14 protein-coding genes and 1 tRNA gene are annotated in these 13,358 nt (G+C 73.0%); 5 read left to right on the forward strand and 10 right to left on the reverse strand.

Going from position 1 to position 13,358, the window contains the following annotated elements; all coding sequences use genetic code 11:
* Positions 1-106: 106 nt before the first annotated feature.
* From ABZ385_RS10055 to ABZ385_RS10065, 3 genes are all read right to left on the reverse strand, one after another.
* Entirely contained in the window at positions 107-751 is a 645-nt protein-coding gene (locus ABZ385_RS10055; protein WP_358584984.1) for a response regulator transcription factor, read from the reverse strand.
* Positions 742-1,854 carry a histidine kinase gene (locus ABZ385_RS10060; protein ID WP_358697364.1) on the reverse strand — a complete coding sequence of 371 codons (1,113 nt, stop codon included), beginning with the start codon at positions 1,852-1,854 and terminating at the stop codon, positions 742-744. Before ABZ385_RS10060 ends, ABZ385_RS10055 begins: the two co-directional genes overlap by 10 nt.
* 213 nt (positions 1,855-2,067) lie before the next feature.
* Positions 2,068-2,742, reverse strand: a complete 675-nt coding sequence (locus ABZ385_RS10065; RefSeq protein WP_358584982.1) for a DedA family protein — start codon at positions 2,740-2,742, stop codon at positions 2,068-2,070.
* A 259-nt stretch (positions 2,743-3,001) separates the two neighbouring features.
* Here ABZ385_RS10065 and ABZ385_RS10070 point away from each other — a divergent pair, with 259 nt between their 5' ends.
* From ABZ385_RS10070 to ABZ385_RS10085, 4 genes are read left to right on the forward strand one after another with little or no spacing between them, the layout of a single operon-like run.
* Positions 3,002-4,144 carry a hypothetical protein gene (locus ABZ385_RS10070; RefSeq protein ID WP_358910774.1) on the forward strand — a complete coding sequence of 381 codons (1,143 nt, stop codon included), beginning with the start codon at positions 3,002-3,004 and terminating at the stop codon, positions 4,142-4,144.
* The gene (locus ABZ385_RS10075; RefSeq protein WP_358910775.1) at positions 4,145-4,795 is read left to right on the forward strand and encodes a DUF6182 family protein; all 651 of its coding nucleotides are present in this window, start codon (positions 4,145-4,147) and stop codon (positions 4,793-4,795) included. It begins immediately after the preceding gene.
* Complete coding sequence (locus ABZ385_RS10080) at positions 4,792-5,409, forward strand: hypothetical protein (protein WP_358910776.1); 618 nt, start codon at positions 4,792-4,794, stop codon at positions 5,407-5,409. The genes ABZ385_RS10075 and ABZ385_RS10080 overlap by 4 nt, the downstream gene beginning before the upstream one ends.
* A gap of 2 nt (positions 5,410-5,411) precedes the next feature.
* Positions 5,412-7,052 carry a GH3 auxin-responsive promoter family protein gene (locus ABZ385_RS10085; RefSeq protein ID WP_358910777.1) on the forward strand — a complete coding sequence of 547 codons (1,641 nt, stop codon included), beginning with the start codon at positions 5,412-5,414 and terminating at the stop codon, positions 7,050-7,052.
* 61 nt (positions 7,053-7,113) lie between these two features.
* Here ABZ385_RS10085 and ABZ385_RS10090 read toward each other — a convergent pair.
* From ABZ385_RS10090 to ehuB, 6 genes are all read right to left on the reverse strand, one after another.
* Positions 7,114-7,187, reverse strand: a tRNA-Lys gene (locus ABZ385_RS10090).
* A gap of 74 nt (positions 7,188-7,261) precedes the next feature.
* A complete protein-coding gene (locus tag ABZ385_RS10095; RefSeq protein WP_358910779.1) occupies positions 7,262-8,020 on the reverse strand; it encodes an IclR family transcriptional regulator C-terminal domain-containing protein in 759 nt (252 codons plus the stop codon).
* Between the two features lie 158 nt (positions 8,021-8,178).
* A complete protein-coding gene (ehuA, locus tag ABZ385_RS10100) occupies positions 8,179-8,994 on the reverse strand; it encodes an ectoine/hydroxyectoine ABC transporter ATP-binding protein EhuA (protein ID WP_358910781.1) in 816 nt (271 codons plus the stop codon).
* Entirely contained in the window at positions 8,984-9,649 is a 666-nt protein-coding gene (gene ehuD / locus ABZ385_RS10105; RefSeq protein WP_358584968.1) for an ectoine/hydroxyectoine ABC transporter permease subunit EhuD, read from the reverse strand. The genes ehuA and ehuD overlap by 11 nt, the downstream gene beginning before the upstream one ends.
* Complete coding sequence (ehuC, locus tag ABZ385_RS10110) at positions 9,646-10,389, reverse strand: ectoine/hydroxyectoine ABC transporter permease subunit EhuC (RefSeq protein ID WP_358910783.1); 744 nt, start codon at positions 10,387-10,389, stop codon at positions 9,646-9,648. The genes ehuD and ehuC overlap by 4 nt, the downstream gene beginning before the upstream one ends.
* Positions 10,386-11,321: an ectoine/hydroxyectoine ABC transporter substrate-binding protein EhuB gene (gene ehuB, locus ABZ385_RS10115; RefSeq protein ID WP_358584964.1), complete on the reverse strand. Its 936-nt coding sequence runs from the start codon at positions 11,319-11,321 to the stop codon at positions 10,386-10,388. Before ehuB ends, ehuC begins: the two co-directional genes overlap by 4 nt.
* Before the next feature lie 97 nt (positions 11,322-11,418).
* Between ehuB and ABZ385_RS10120 the strand changes: the two genes are divergently transcribed.
* Positions 11,419-11,919, forward strand: a complete 501-nt coding sequence (locus tag ABZ385_RS10120; protein ID WP_358910785.1) for a DUF3830 family protein — start codon at positions 11,419-11,421, stop codon at positions 11,917-11,919.
* Here the strand turns inward: ABZ385_RS10120 and ABZ385_RS10125 are convergent.
* Entirely contained in the window at positions 11,906-13,345 is a 1,440-nt protein-coding gene (locus tag ABZ385_RS10125) for an amidase (protein WP_358910787.1), read from the reverse strand. The two genes, ABZ385_RS10120 and ABZ385_RS10125, sit on opposite strands and share 14 nt — an antisense overlap.
* Between the last annotated feature and the right edge of the window lie 13 nt (positions 13,346-13,358).

Consider the following 13,358-nt stretch of genomic DNA (forward strand, 5'->3'; position numbering starts at 1 on the left):
CGCACGCCCCGGCCCGGACCGGCCCCCGATCCGCCGAGCGGATCCGGGGCCGGTTCTCGGCGCGCGAGGCCGGCGCGACTCCAGGTGCCGCGGGACTCCCGGCGCCTCAGGACTCCAGGTAGCGCAGCACCGCGAGCACCCGGCGGCTGTAACCGGTGGTGTGCGACAGTTCCAGCCTGTCGAAGATCATGTTGAGGTTCTTCTCGACCGAGCTGAGCGAGATGTGCAGCTTCTGCGCGATGGCCGCGTTGGTGTGCCCCTGGGCCAGTGCCTCCAGGACGCTGCGCTCGCGCGGGGTGAGCCGGGCGAGCGGATCGCTGTGGGTGGTGCGGATGACCAACTGCCGTACGACTTCCGGGTCGATGGCCGCGCCCCCCGCGTGGATCCGCTCCAGCGAGTCCAGGAACTCCTCGACCTGCGCCACCCGGTCCTTGAGGAGATAGCCGACCCGCTCGGCGTTCGAGGTGAGCAACTGCGCCGCGTAGTTGCGCTCCACGTGCTGGGAGAGCACCAGGACCCCGATCCCCGGCCAGCGCTTGCGGATCTCCACCGCGGCCCGCAGCCCCTCGTCGGTGTGGCCCGGCGGCATCCGGATGTCGGTGACCACGATGTCCGGCGTCCGCGTCTCCACCTCCCGCAGCAGCGACTCGGCGTCGCCCACCGCGGCCAGGACCTCGTGGCCCTCCTCGGTGAGCAGGCGGACCAGACCCTCTCGCAGCAGGGTCGAGTCCTCGGCCAGGATTACGCGCACGGCAGCTCCGCGATGATGGTGGTGGGGCCCCCGGAGGGGCTGTGGACGTCCAGTCTGCCGTCGACCGCGGCGACCCGGCTGTGCAGCCCGGTCAGGCCGCTGCCGGAGGGGTCGGCGCCGCCGATGCCGCTGTCGCGGACCAGGACGGCGACGGTGCTCTCGTACCGCCGCACCCGTACGAAGATGTCCTGCGCGCCGGAGTGCTTGGCCGCGTTGGTCACCGCCTCGGAGACGACGAAGTACGCGGCCGTCTCCAGCGAGGGAGGCAGCGGCTCGGGCACGTCGTACTCGATCCTTATCGGGATGCTGCACCGCTCCGCGACCCCGCCGAGCGCCTCTTGCAGACCGAGGTTGTCGAGCGCCGAGGGATAGACCCGCCAGGCCACTTCGCGCAGCTCGGTCAGGACTTCCTGGGACTCCTTGTGGGCCTGCGCGAGCAGGGCGTCCGCCTGCTCCGGCGCCTTGCTGCGGCGGGCCCGGCCGAGCAGCATCGCGAGCGCCACCAGACGCTGCTGGACCCCGTCGTGCAGATCGCGCTCGACCCGGCGCCGCTCGACGTCCACCGCCCGCACCACCGCGGCGCGGCTCGCGGCCAGTTCGGTGATGCGGCGCTCCAGCAGCTCGCGCTCGGAGGGGCCGAAGCACTCGCGGGCGAGCCGGGTGTCCAGCGCGGCCAGCGAGAGCAGGCCCTGCACGTCGAGGAAGAGGAGCACGCTGCCGAGGCCGGCCTGGGTGAGCAGTTCCTGCCAGGTCAGGGTGGAGCGGGCGATGCCGGCGACGAGCAGCCCGGCCAGCAGGACGCCGAAGACGAGCAGCCCGACGACGACGCTGCACAGCAGCCCGGTGTAGGTGCGGGCCGCGAGGTAGCGCAGGACCTGCTGGTCACAGGCGTGGTGCTCGGGGAACGTGTCGCGGAAGAAGACCGACCGCCGGGAGCGTTCCAGGGCGGTGAGCCTGCGGGCGCCGGCGACGAACAGCCCGTGGGCCCGGCCGCGGGTGCGCGGCCACAGCAGGAAACCGCCGAGCAGCACGCCGCACACGACGAAGTACACCAGGCCGAGCAGCGCGGTGAGGCAGCCGAGCAGGACGCCCGCCACCCGCAGCGGGAGCGGGGCCTGTCGCGGGGCGGGGGAGACGAGGGCGTCGGCGGCCGCGAGCAGCGGGTCGGACGGCGACGTCAGGTGGTGGATCGGTGAGCCTGCCAGGTCCCGCTTCACGCCTGCCGACACTACTGGCGCGGCACTGCCGGGGCAAGATCCACCGGTCGGGGCGGACAGGGGCCGGGTGGTGGCCGTCTCGCTCGTCATCGTCGCGGGTCAGGAGGTGCGGCGGTGCTGGGAGGGCGACTGGGGCTGCTTCCTGGAGCGGATGCGGACCACCACGTAGACGGCGATGGCGACGAGCACCGCGACGAGGACGGCCTTGGAGAGGAATCCGACGTAGGTCTCCACCACGTCCCACTGGTCGCCCAGCCAGTAGCCCGCCATCACGAGCACCGAGTTCCAGATCAGGCTGCCGAGCGTGGTCAGCCCCAGGAAGATCGGCAGCGGCATGCGCTCCACGCCCGCGGGCACCGAGATCAGGCTGCGGAAGATCGGCACCATCCGGCCGAGGAAGACCGCCTTGGTGCCGTGCTTGGCGAACCACTCCTCGGTGCGCTCCAGGTCGGAGCTCTTGACCAGCGGCAGCTTCGCCCAGATCGCGTGCATTCGCTCCCGGCCGAAGAGCACGCCGATCCAGTACAGGACGGCGGCGCCGACCACCGAGCCGAGCGTCGTCCAGAACAGCGCCGACGCCAGGCTGATCACGCCCTGCCCGGCGGCGAACCCGGTCAGCGGGAGGATCACCTCGCTGGGCAGCGGCGGAAAGAGGTTCTCCAGGGCGATGGCGAGGCCGGCGCCGGGACCACCCATCGTGTCCACGAGGTCGGCCGCCCAGCCCGCGATGCCGCCCGCGGGTTCCTGCGGAAGTGCGAGGGTCACGAGGTCCATGCGGTTTCTCCAAGCTGAAGGGGCGACTGCGGCACAGCCGCCGCGATGCGCTGTCCACGCTACGAACCGCGTCCCGCCCCCGGTATGCGGGTTGCCGTCGACCGGGGTGGGGTTTTCCGCAGGATGCCGGGTGCTCCGCGAGGAGCGCCCCCGGCGGTGCCCGCGCGGGCCCGCGCCGAACCGACGGCCGGCTGGCATGTTCCTGCAGTCATCCGCCCGTGCCCCCGGCATACGGCTCGGACCGCCATAGAGTCCCCGCATGCCGAGCGCCAGCGACCCCGCACGGCGGCGCGTCCTCATCGCCCCCGTCCCCATCGCCCCGACCAAGCCGCTCACCCTGAGCCACGTCAAGGGACTGCTCTGGAGCGACGTGCTGCACCGGGCGACCGCACTGCTGTACCCCACCGACCACCTGTACAGCTGGACGGTCGGCGTCGACAACGCCCAGACGCACGGCTTCTGGGCCCACCTCGAAGCCACCCGCCCCGGCCAGGACTTCACCGCCTTCGACGAGGAGAAGATCGGCGAGCTGTACGTCGACTACCAGCGAGGACGCGCCTCGGACCCCGCTCGGCCCGGCCCCGTCGACGCGACCGGCACCCTGCACCCCGCGAGCGCGCGCGTCCTCGACCTGTGGACGGACCGCTACCGCGAACTGGGCATCGCCGACCCCGGGCTGCGCGTGCCCACGGTCCCGCCGATGACGGTGGACGCGCTCGTGGAGCTGCTGTCCCGCCACGGCCTGTGCCTCGACCACCGCCCCTGGAACGGCCCGGCCTACCTGGACGGCACCGCGCGCGGTCTGCCGCTGCGCCGCCTCGTGGGAGCCGACGGCCGGGGCAACTACCTCGCCGGGGTGCTGCGCGAACTCGTCCCGCTGATCGGCGCCTACGACGACTTCGTGCTGCCTTGCGACACCGGTTCCCTGCCCGACTACGTCCTCGTGCGCCACGTCCTGCGCGTGCTCGGCGTCCGCGTCACCGTGCTCGGAGTGGGCCGGGTGCGCACCGGGGGCACCGCCACGGGCCCGCCCCGCTCCAGCAGGCACGGCGGCTGGCAGGGCCGCACGGCGGCCGCCCTGGCCGAGCGGTTCCTGGACCGGGTGGGCCCGCGCGTCCACCGGCTCGGGACGCGCCTGTACTTCATAGCGATGCTCGGTCGCGGCGACCGCGAGCCCTACCGCCCCGACCTGCTCGGCCGCTGCATGGCCCGCGCCGCCCGGCTGCTCGCCGAGGAGGACGGGGGCCCTGGCGCCCCGACGGCCCCGGAGGCGCTGGCACCGCTGCTGCGCCGCCACGCCCGCCCCCACCCGTACGTCGATCCCTACCGGCTCACCACCGCCCTGCTCACCCGGGACCGGACGCCCGCGCACCGGACCTTGCTGGAGAAGGTGTACGTCTGAATGCTCACGCAAGAACAGCTCCGCCGGATCGTCGACAGCCGCGTGCGCGCGGCGGGCGGGCGCCCCGCGCGGGCACCCGCCGTAGCCGTCCTGCGCGCGTTCGACCCCTGCGGATTCGCCCGCTCCGCCCTGGCCTTCGCGGCCCGGCTCTCCCCCGAGGAGCGGGAGCGCTGGCGAGCCGACTTCACCCGGACCGTCTTCCTCGCGGGCAACCCCCGCAACCTCGCGCGCCGGCTGCCGCCCGACCTGACCGCCCCCGGCGGGCAGAGCGCCTGGTACGCCCCCGGGGCCCGCACCGCCCACCGCGAACTGCGCCTGCTGCTGCGGGCCGTGGAGGGCGACCTGCCGCCGGACCCGCCCGGCGACTTCACCCTCACCGTGCCGGGCGCCCGCGAGAGCCGCGCACGGCACCGGCGGATGACGGTCGCCACCGCGGACGTCTGTCTGCCGCGCTACCTCGTCCACGTCAACCACACGCTGGCCGAGTCCCTGCTGACCGGCGTCCTCGCCCCCGGCGACCGCCTGACCGTCCGGCACACCCCCCAGCTGCCCGAACCGCGGGGCGAGCCCGCCTATGTGCGGGTCCATCAGGACCCGCGGTCCCCCGAGCGGCTGCGGGCCTTCGCCTGCGTCGAGGAGGTCACCGGGTGAGTGCCCCGGACTTCTGGGTCCTGCTCGGCACGGACTACTGCGGCAAGTCCTCCGTCCTCGCGGAACTCGCCGCCCGCACCGGACCGGTCCAGCCCATGTCGTACGACCCCGCCCTGCTCCCCGGTGACTACGGGGCCCTCGCCGCGCTGCCGAACGCCCTCGGCGCGGCACGCGCGGGACGCCACTCACCGGAGTACGTCATGGCGCTGCTCAACGTGGCCGTCGCCTACCTGTGGGACCGCGTCGCCACCGCACCACCCGGCCGCACCCCGCTCCTGGACTCCTACTACTACAAGATCCTCGTCAAGTGCCGTCTGCTCGGCCTGCCGGGCGGCCCCTGGCAGGGTCACTGGCGGTCCCTGCCCCGCCCGGTCGGCGTGATCTTCCTGGACGTGCCGCCCGGCACCGCCTGGCTGCGCAGCGGCGGCGGCGCCTTGCTCAATGCCATGGAGCACTACGGGCCGACGGCCGGCGAGGAGTCCTTCACCCGCTTCCAGCGGGACCTGCGCACCGGGCTCCTCGACGAGGTGCGGGGGCTGCGCGTCGAGCACGTCCCGGCGGGCCAGGGCATCGCCGCCACCGCCGACCACGTCCTGCGCGCCATGAAGGAGTGACCATGCGCCCCCTGGAGCACCATCCCGACGACCCCGCGTTCCGCGCGGAACTGACGGCCGCCAAGCGCGACCTCGCCGCGTCCGTGGCCGAACCCGCCGAGGCGCGGCGCCGGGTGTTCGAGGACCTGCTCGCCCACAGCCGGGGCACCGTGTTCGCCGCGGAGCACGGCCTCGCCCGCGTCCGGACGATCGACGACTACCGCGAGGCGGTGCCCCTGCGCTCCTACGCGGAGTACGACCCGTGGCTGGCCCGCTCCGCCGACGGCGAGCCCGGCGTCCTCACCCGCGAGGAGCCCCGGCTGTTCTTCACCACGAGCGGCAGCACCGGCTCGCGCAAGCGGATCCCGGTGACCCGAACGTTCCTGGAGCGGGTCTACCTGCCCTACTTCCGGGCGGCGATGGGCGCCCCCGCCGAGTACGTCCCCGACGCGCTCTCCCTGGGCGCGGCGACCTTGAACCTCCGCCACGACCGCCTCGCCCGGCCCCGCACCACCGGCTCGGGCCGGCCCAGCCTCGGGCCGAGCCAGGCCGACCTGCGCGGCGGCTTCGGCGTCACGCTGCGGGAGCCGGGCAGCGAGGCGCCGTGGGCCGAGCTGCCCGTCGCGGTGGACGAGGGGGACTACCCGGAGAAGCTCTACCTGCGGCTGCGGATGGCCGTGGAGCACGACGTGCGCTGCGTGATCGGCCACAACCCGGCCCTGCTCGCGATGGTGCCCGAGCTGCTCGTCCAGTGGTGGCCGCGGATCCTGCGGGACGTGCGCGAGGGCACCCTGGGCGGCCGTCCGGGCGCGGCCCCCGACCCGGTACGGGCCGGCGAGCTGGAGCGCCGCGGCCCCCTACCGCGCGCCGTCTGGCCGCGCATCCGGCTGCTCTACTGCTGGACCAGCGGCGTCGCCTCGCTCTACCTCCCGCGCCTGCGGGAGCTGTACGGCGAGGACGTCACGGTCCTGCCCACTCCCCAGGCCGCGTCGGAGGGCCCGGTGGGCGTGCCGCTCGACCGGCATCCGCACGCGGGGCACCTGGCGGTGTCCTGCGCGCTGTACGAGTTCGTCGACGCGGCAAAGGACGTACGGCCCGACAGCCCGACCCTGCTCCACGAGGAGCTGGAGCCCGGCCGCGACTACCACGTCGTCTTCTCCCACCTGGGCGGCCTGTACCGCTACGTCCTCGGTGACGTGACCCACGTCGTGGACCGCGTCAAAACCCTGCCCCGGGTCGCCTACGCGGGCCGCGCGGGCCTCTCGGACGTGGCGGGGGAGCGGCTGCGCGAGGCGCAGCTGGTGCGGGCGGTGGCCTCGGCGGCCGGACACGCCGGCGTCGACGTGGTCAACCTGACCGCCCGCCCGGAGCGGGGGGCCGGGACCCACCGGTACGCGGTGGCCGTGGCGCCGCACGGCGCCGGCCCCTTCGACGCGGTGTCCTTCGCGGGCGCGCTCGACGCGGAGCTGTGCCGGAGGAGCCCGGACTACCGGCGGGCGCGGGAGGACGGGAGGCTGGCCCCCGCGCGGGTGCTGCGCGTCCCGCCGTCGGCGTTCGTGGCGCACTGGCACCGCAGGGTGGCCGCCGGGATGCGTCCGCCGGAGGTCAAGGACCAGGTCTTCCAGCCCGACGCGGCGGCCTGGGACCTGATCACGGCGCCCTGAGCCCGAGGAGCGGGCATACGCGAGAAGCCCCTCGCTCTCACGAAGGGCTTCTCATCGTCTGTGCGCCGCCAGGGACTCGAACCCCGGACCCGCTGATTAAGAGTCAGCTGCTCTAACCAACTGAGCTAGCGGCGCCTGCTGACTCATAAATAGTACCTGGTCCGCGAGGGTGCTCCTGACCGGAGACGGTGCTCCCGGCCGGGCGGGTGTCAGATGGCCAGCGAGAGCAGGACGGGCGCCGCCCGCCGGCTCAGCGTGTCCGCCGCCTCGCGCAGGCGGTGCGCGTGCCGCACCGGCAGGGACAGCGCGAGGCAGCCCACCGAGGAGCCCGCGGTGATCGGCACGGCCGCGCACACCGTGCCCACGGCGTACTCCTGGAGGTCGAGCACGGGGGCCGTCGCGGGCTGGGCGGCGAGGCGGTGGAGCAGCACCCGCTCGTCGGTGATCGTCCGCGCGGTGAGCCGGGCCATCTTGTGCCGGGAGAGGTGGTCGCGGCGGGCGTCGACGTCGAGCTGGGTGAGCAGGCTCTTGCCGATGGCGCTGGCGTGGGCGGAGGAGCGGAAGTCCACCCATTCGTTGACCGCCGGGGTGCCGGGGCCGGCGGCGAAGTCGGTGACGCGGACCTCGCCGTCGGCGTAGCGGCTGAGGTAGACGGCGGCGCCGATGGAGTCCCGCAGGCCGTCCAGGGTGCGCCGGAGCTGCTCGCGCAGCGCCCGGTCGTGGTGGCGGGCCGAGCCGAGGCGGTGGAGGGCCGCCCCGGCGACGTAGGTCCCCTCGGCCGTCCGGGTCACGTACTCCTCGCGGCGCAGCATGCGCAGCAGAGGTGCCAGGCGGGTGGCGGGCAGGCGGGTCTCGCGGGCCAGCTCGACGGTGGTGACGCCTGAATCGTGCCGGGCGACGATCTCCAGCACCCGCAGGGCGCTCTGGACGGAGTCGTGCGGCGCTCTCGCCTGGTGCTGCAACGCCACGGCTTCCCCCTGCGTGGAAAGGTTCCGGACAGTCGGGCTGGTCCCACGATAGCCGCCAAGTCGCCCATAGCGTACGGATGTTGGGCGCATTCATGGCGCGCTCCGGCCCGATCGACAGGAACGCGCCATTTTGCATATGCCACAGTCACGCAGCCTCGCTACAGCACCGCGCCCAGGAATTCGCGGGTCCGCTCGTGCTCCGGTTCGGTGAAGATCTTCTCCGGGGTGCCGGACTCGATGACCCGGCCCGCGTCGAACATGAGCACCTGGTCGGAGATGTCCCGGGCGAAGCTCATCTCGTGGGTCACGCACAGCATCGTGATGTCCGTGGTGTGCGCGATGTCGCGGAGCACGTCCAGGACGCCCGCCACCAGCTCCGGGTCGAGCGCGGAGGTCACCTCGTCCAGGAGCAGGACCTGCGGGCGCATCGCGAGGGCCCGCGCGATGGCGACCCGCTGCTGCTGGCCGCCGGAGAGCTGGGAGGGGTAGGCGTCGTGGCGGTCGCCGAGGCCGACCAGGTCGAGCAGTTCGCGGGCGCGCTGCTCGGCCTCGTCCTTGGACAGGCCGAGGACGGTGACCGGCGCCTCCATGATGTTGCGCAGGACCTTCATGTTCGGGAAGAGGTTGAACTGCTGGAAGACCATCCCGATGTTCTTGCGGACCTCGCGGACGTGCTTCTCGCCCGCCGGGACCAGGCGGCCGTTCCGCTCCTGGTGGGTGAGGTACTGGCCGCCCACCTTGATCGTGCCCTCGTCCGGCTTGAGCAGGGTCATCAGCAGGCGCAGGATCGTCGTCTTGCCCGAGCCCGAGGGGCCGATCAGGGTGACGTGCTTGCCCGAGGCCACCGAGAAGTCGAGCTGGTCGAGGACGGTGTTCGAACCGAAGCGCTTGACGACCTTGTCGAAGCGGATCAGCTCGCTGCCGTCCACCGCGGGGTTCGGCCGGTCCTTGGAGAGGGAGGTGTCAGTGGACAAGGCGGCGCTCCAGGGATCGCAGGAGGAGGGAGGACGGATAGGCGATGACGATGAAGGCGACGCCGACCACGGTCAGGGCCTCGGTGTACTGGAAGGTCTCACCCGCCTGGAGGCGGGCGCGCTGGAGCAGTTCGAGGACGCTGATGGCCGAGAGCAGCGGGGTGTCCTTCAGCATCGCGATGACGTAGTTGCCGAGCGCCGGGACCACGCGGCGGATCGCCTGCGGCAGGATCACCGCGGTCCAGGTGTGCCGGCGGGGCAGGTTCAGCGCGGTGGCCGCCTCCCACTGGCCGGCGGGCACCGCCTCGATGCCCGCGCGGTAGACCTGCGCGGTGTACGTGGAGTAGTGCAGGCCGATCGCGACGGTGCCGGTGGTCAGCGCGGAGAACTGCACGCCCCAGTCGGGCAGCACGAAGAAGAGGAAGAACAGCTGGACCACGAGCGGGGTGTTGCGGATGAACTCGGTGACGATCCCCACGGGCCACCGCACGAACCGGGTCGGCGCGCGCAGGGCGAGCGCCCACACCAGGCCGAGGGAGAAGGAGATCAGCGAGCCGAGGGCCAGGACCTGGAGGGTGACGAGCACCCCGTCCCAGAAGTGCGGCATGAAGTCCGCGACGGCGCCCCAGTCCCACTTGTCGGTGCCGTTGTTCATGCGCCGCCTCCCGCGCTCTTGGTGACCGGTGCCGTCGCCGCCTGCCGGCGGAGGCCGAGCCGGGCCGTCAGGCCCGTACGCGGCTCGGGCCGCTGCCCGATGCCCGCCTTCGCCCTGCGTTCGAGCGCGCGCATGCCCCGGGTGAACAGGAAGGCGAGCACGAAGTAGACGACCAGGGTGATCGAGTAGATCTGCGCGCTCTCGGTGGTCGCGAGCCGCACCAGATAGGCGGCGAAGGACACGTCGCCGATGCCGAGCAGCGACACCAGGGCGGTGCCCTTGAGCAGCTCGACCAGCAGGTTCGAGAACGGCGGGATCATCTCGGGCACGGCCTGCGGCAGCAGGATCAGCCGCATCCGCTGCCAGGGGGTGAAGCTCAGCGCGACCCCCGCCTCGCGCTGCGCCGATGCCACCGAGTTGAGGGCGCCCCGCACGATCTCGGCGCCGTACGCGCCGTAGGAGAGCCCGAGGGCGAGCACGGCCGCCCACATCGGGACGAGCGCCCAGCCGGCGAGCTGCGGCAGGACGAAGAAGATCCAGAACATCAGCACCAGGGAAGAGGTGCCGCGGAAGACCTCGGTGTAGAAACCGGCCAGGAAGCGCACGAGGCGCGAGCCGTGCGTGCGGGCCATGCCGACGCCGAAGGCGACGGCGGTCGCGAGGGCCGCGCTGTAGAGGGTCAGCTGGACGGTGATCCAGATGCCGGGAAGGACCCAGTGTTGCCACAGTCCCGCTGTCATGCGCACAGCTCCTTGGCGGTCAGCGTGGTCATCTCGGCCTCGGTGAAGCCGAACGGCTTCAGGATCCGGAACAGCTCGCCGCTCTTCTTCATCTTGTGGATCTCCACGTTGAAGGCGTCGCGCAGTCCGGTGTCGGTGGGCCGGAAGGTGAAGCCGCCGCCGTCGATCTGCTTCTCGCCGTCGACGACGGGCGCGAACGCCTTGGTGGCCTCCGCCCTGCTGCTCTTGCGGACCACCGACCGACTGGTGAGCGCCGTGCCCGCGAAGAGGTCGACCCGGCCGGACTCGACGGCGTTCATGCCGGCGACCGGGTCCTGGAGGATCGCGATGTCGTCGCGTTCGTAGCCCGCCGCGATGGCGTAGTCGATCTCCGCGTAGGCCGGGCCGGTGGCTATCCTCGCCTTCGCCCGGAAGGCGTCCTCGTAGGTGTGGAGGTTCTTCGGGTTGCCCTTGCGGACGATGAAGGAGTCCAGCATCTGGTACTCGGGGTCGGAGAAGATGACCTTCTGGCATCTCTCCTTGTTGATGTACATCCCGGCCGAGACCACGTCGAACTGCTGGGTCGTCAGGCCCGGGATGAGCGAGCTGAAGTCGGTGGCGACCGGCTGCACGCGGTCGACGCCGAGGCGCTTGAAGATCACCTTGGCCAGTTCCACCGCCTCGCCCGTGAACTGCCCGTCCTCGTCGATGTATCCGTACGGTGCCTCGCCCGCGATGCCCAGCCGCACCGTGCCCTGCGACTTCAGCCGCGCCAGGGTGTCGCCCGTCGGCACCTTGCTGCACCCCGCCGCGCCGAGCGTGCCGACGGCGCCGAACGCGGCGCCGACCAGCAGGGACCGCCGGCGCGGGCCGGCCCGCCCGCCGCCGGCGGGGGCTCTTTCGGACGTATTCGTTCCGTTGCTCTCTGGGTCTTTCCTCAGTGGTGGAGCCATGGGCGCGCGGCTACCCGACCGGACGCGGGATATGCCGGTGAATTCCGGCCCCTGATCCAATCGTTGTGGTCTTGACCCCCGGAGGAGCATGGGAGGCATGGCAGACCGATTCATCGAAGTCTCCCTCGCCCGGCGGGGAGTTCAGTGCACGGCGCGGCTGCTCGCCGACCGGGCCCCGGTGACCTGCGCGGCGGTGTGGGAGGCGCTTCCGCTCGTGTCGGACGTCTATCACGCGAAATACGCGCGCAATGAGATCTACGCCCTTTTCCCGGCCTTCGCGGACCGCGAACCGCCCCTGGAGAACCCGACAGTCACCCCTATTCCAGGAGATCTCTGCTATTTCTCCTTTTCCGGTACGGAATTGGGGACGCGGGCCTACGGCTACGAACCGGAGGCCGGGGTGCAGGCGAACCCCACTGTCGTCGACCTCGCCCTCTTCTACGAACGCAACAACCTCCTCCTGAACGGCGACGTCGGCTGGGTGCCCGGCATCGTCTGGGGGCAGGTCGTCGAGGGCCTCGACGAGATGGCCGAGGCCTGCAACGACCTGTGGCGCGCGGGCGCGCAGGGCGAGACGCTGGGCTTCAGGCGCGCCTGACGCCCTCCGCGTCGGGCCTCGGCCCGGGCGCGGGCGGCGGCGCCACGCCGCCCGCCCCGGCCTCGTACAGCGCGTGCGCCGCGCGCAGCACCACCGTGTCGGCGTGGCGCGCGCCCACGATCTGCACCCCGATGGGCAGCCCGTCCCCGTCCACCCCGCACGGCACCGTCGCGGCGGGCTGCTGCGTGAGGTTGAAGGGGTAGGTGAACGGCGTCCAGCCCGTCCACCGCCGATGCCCGGACCCCTTCGGCACCTCCGCGCCCGCCTCGAACGCGGTGATCGGCAGCGTCGGCGTGACCAGCAGGTCGTACGCCGTGTGGAAGCGGCCCATGCGACGCCCGAGGTCCGTGCGCACGTCGACCGCCGCGAGGTAGTCCAGCGCGCTGCGGCGGGCGCCCTGCCCGCAGATCTCCCGCAGCCCCGGGTCGAGCGACTGCCGTTGCGCGGGCGTCAGGTGCTGCACGACCCGCGCCGCCCCGCAGAACCACAGGGTGTGGAAGGCGTCCACCGGCCCCGAGAAGTCCGGGTCGCTCTCCTCGACGTACGCCCCCCGCGCGGCCAGGCACTCCACGGCCCGCCGCACCGCCGCCGCGACGGCGGGCCGCACCGCGACCTGCCCGCCCAGCGAGGGGGAGTAGGCGACGCGCAACCCGCGCACACCCTCGTCCAGGGCCGCGCGGAAGCCGCCCGCCACCGGGGCCAGCTGGGACCAGTCCCGCGGGTCGGGGCCGCTGATGACGTCCATCATGAGCGCCGCGTCCGCCGCGTCCCGCGTCATCGGCCCCACATGGGACAGCGTGCCGAAGGGGCTCGCGGGATACAGCGGCACCCGGCCGTACGTCGGCTTCAGCCCGAAGATCCCGCAGAACGCCGCCGGGATCCGCACGGAGCCGCCGCCGTCCGTGCCCAGCGCCAGCGGGCCCGCGCCACTCGCCACGGCCACCGCGCTGCCGCCGCTGGAGCCGCCCGCGGTGCGCGAGACGTCGTACGGATTGCGGGTGATGCCGCTCAGCGGGCTGTCCGTGACGCCCTTCCAGCCGAACTCCGGGGTCGTCGTGCGGCCGGTGAACACCGCCCCGTGCTCCCGCAGCCGCGCCACCGCGGGGGCGTCCTGGTCCCACGTCCCCTCCGGGCGGATGGTCCGGGAGCCGCGCAGGGTCGGCCCGCCGCGCAGCAGCAGCAGGTCCTTGACCGCCACCGGCACCCCGTCCAGCAGGCCCCGGGGCTCGCCCCGCCGCCAGCGCCCGGCGCTGGCCTCGGCCTGCTCCAGGGCGCCGCGCGCCTCGATCCGCACGAAGGCGTTCACGGCGGGCTGCGTCTGTTCGGCCCGCCGCAGCACGGCACGCACCGCGTCGACCGGGCTGAACTCGCCCGCGCGGTAGCCGTCGAGGAGTCGTACGGCGGTCAGCTCCGTCAGCTCGGACATGCGGCCTCCTGGT

It is taken from the genome of Streptomyces sp. NPDC005898, assembly GCF_040629635.1.
Classification (GTDB): Bacteria; Actinomycetota; Actinomycetes; order Streptomycetales; family Streptomycetaceae; genus Streptomyces.

Coding starts and splice junctions, on each gene's coding strand:
- ABZ385_RS10075 (WP_358910775.1), top strand. CDS start 4,145: ATGCTCACGCAAGAACAGCTCCGCCGGATCGTCGACAGCCGCGTGCGC.
- ABZ385_RS10065 (WP_358584982.1), bottom strand. CDS start 2,742: ATGGACCTCGTGACCCTCGCACTTCCGCAGGAACCCGCGGGCGGCATC.
- ehuC (WP_358910783.1), bottom strand. CDS start 10,389: ATGACAGCGGGACTGTGGCAACACTGGGTCCTTCCCGGCATCTGGATC.
- ABZ385_RS10125 (WP_358910787.1), bottom strand. CDS start 13,345: ATGTCCGAGCTGACGGAGCTGACCGCCGTACGACTCCTCGACGGCTAC.
- ehuD (WP_358584968.1), bottom strand. CDS start 9,649: ATGAACAACGGCACCGACAAGTGGGACTGGGGCGCCGTCGCGGACTTC.
- ehuB (WP_358584964.1), bottom strand. CDS start 11,321: ATGGCTCCACCACTGAGGAAAGACCCAGAGAGCAACGGAACGAATACG.
- ABZ385_RS10070 (WP_358910774.1), top strand. CDS start 3,002: ATGCCGAGCGCCAGCGACCCCGCACGGCGGCGCGTCCTCATCGCCCCC.
- ABZ385_RS10120 (WP_358910785.1), top strand. CDS start 11,419: ATGGCAGACCGATTCATCGAAGTCTCCCTCGCCCGGCGGGGAGTTCAG.
- ABZ385_RS10085 (WP_358910777.1), top strand. CDS start 5,412: ATGCGCCCCCTGGAGCACCATCCCGACGACCCCGCGTTCCGCGCGGAA.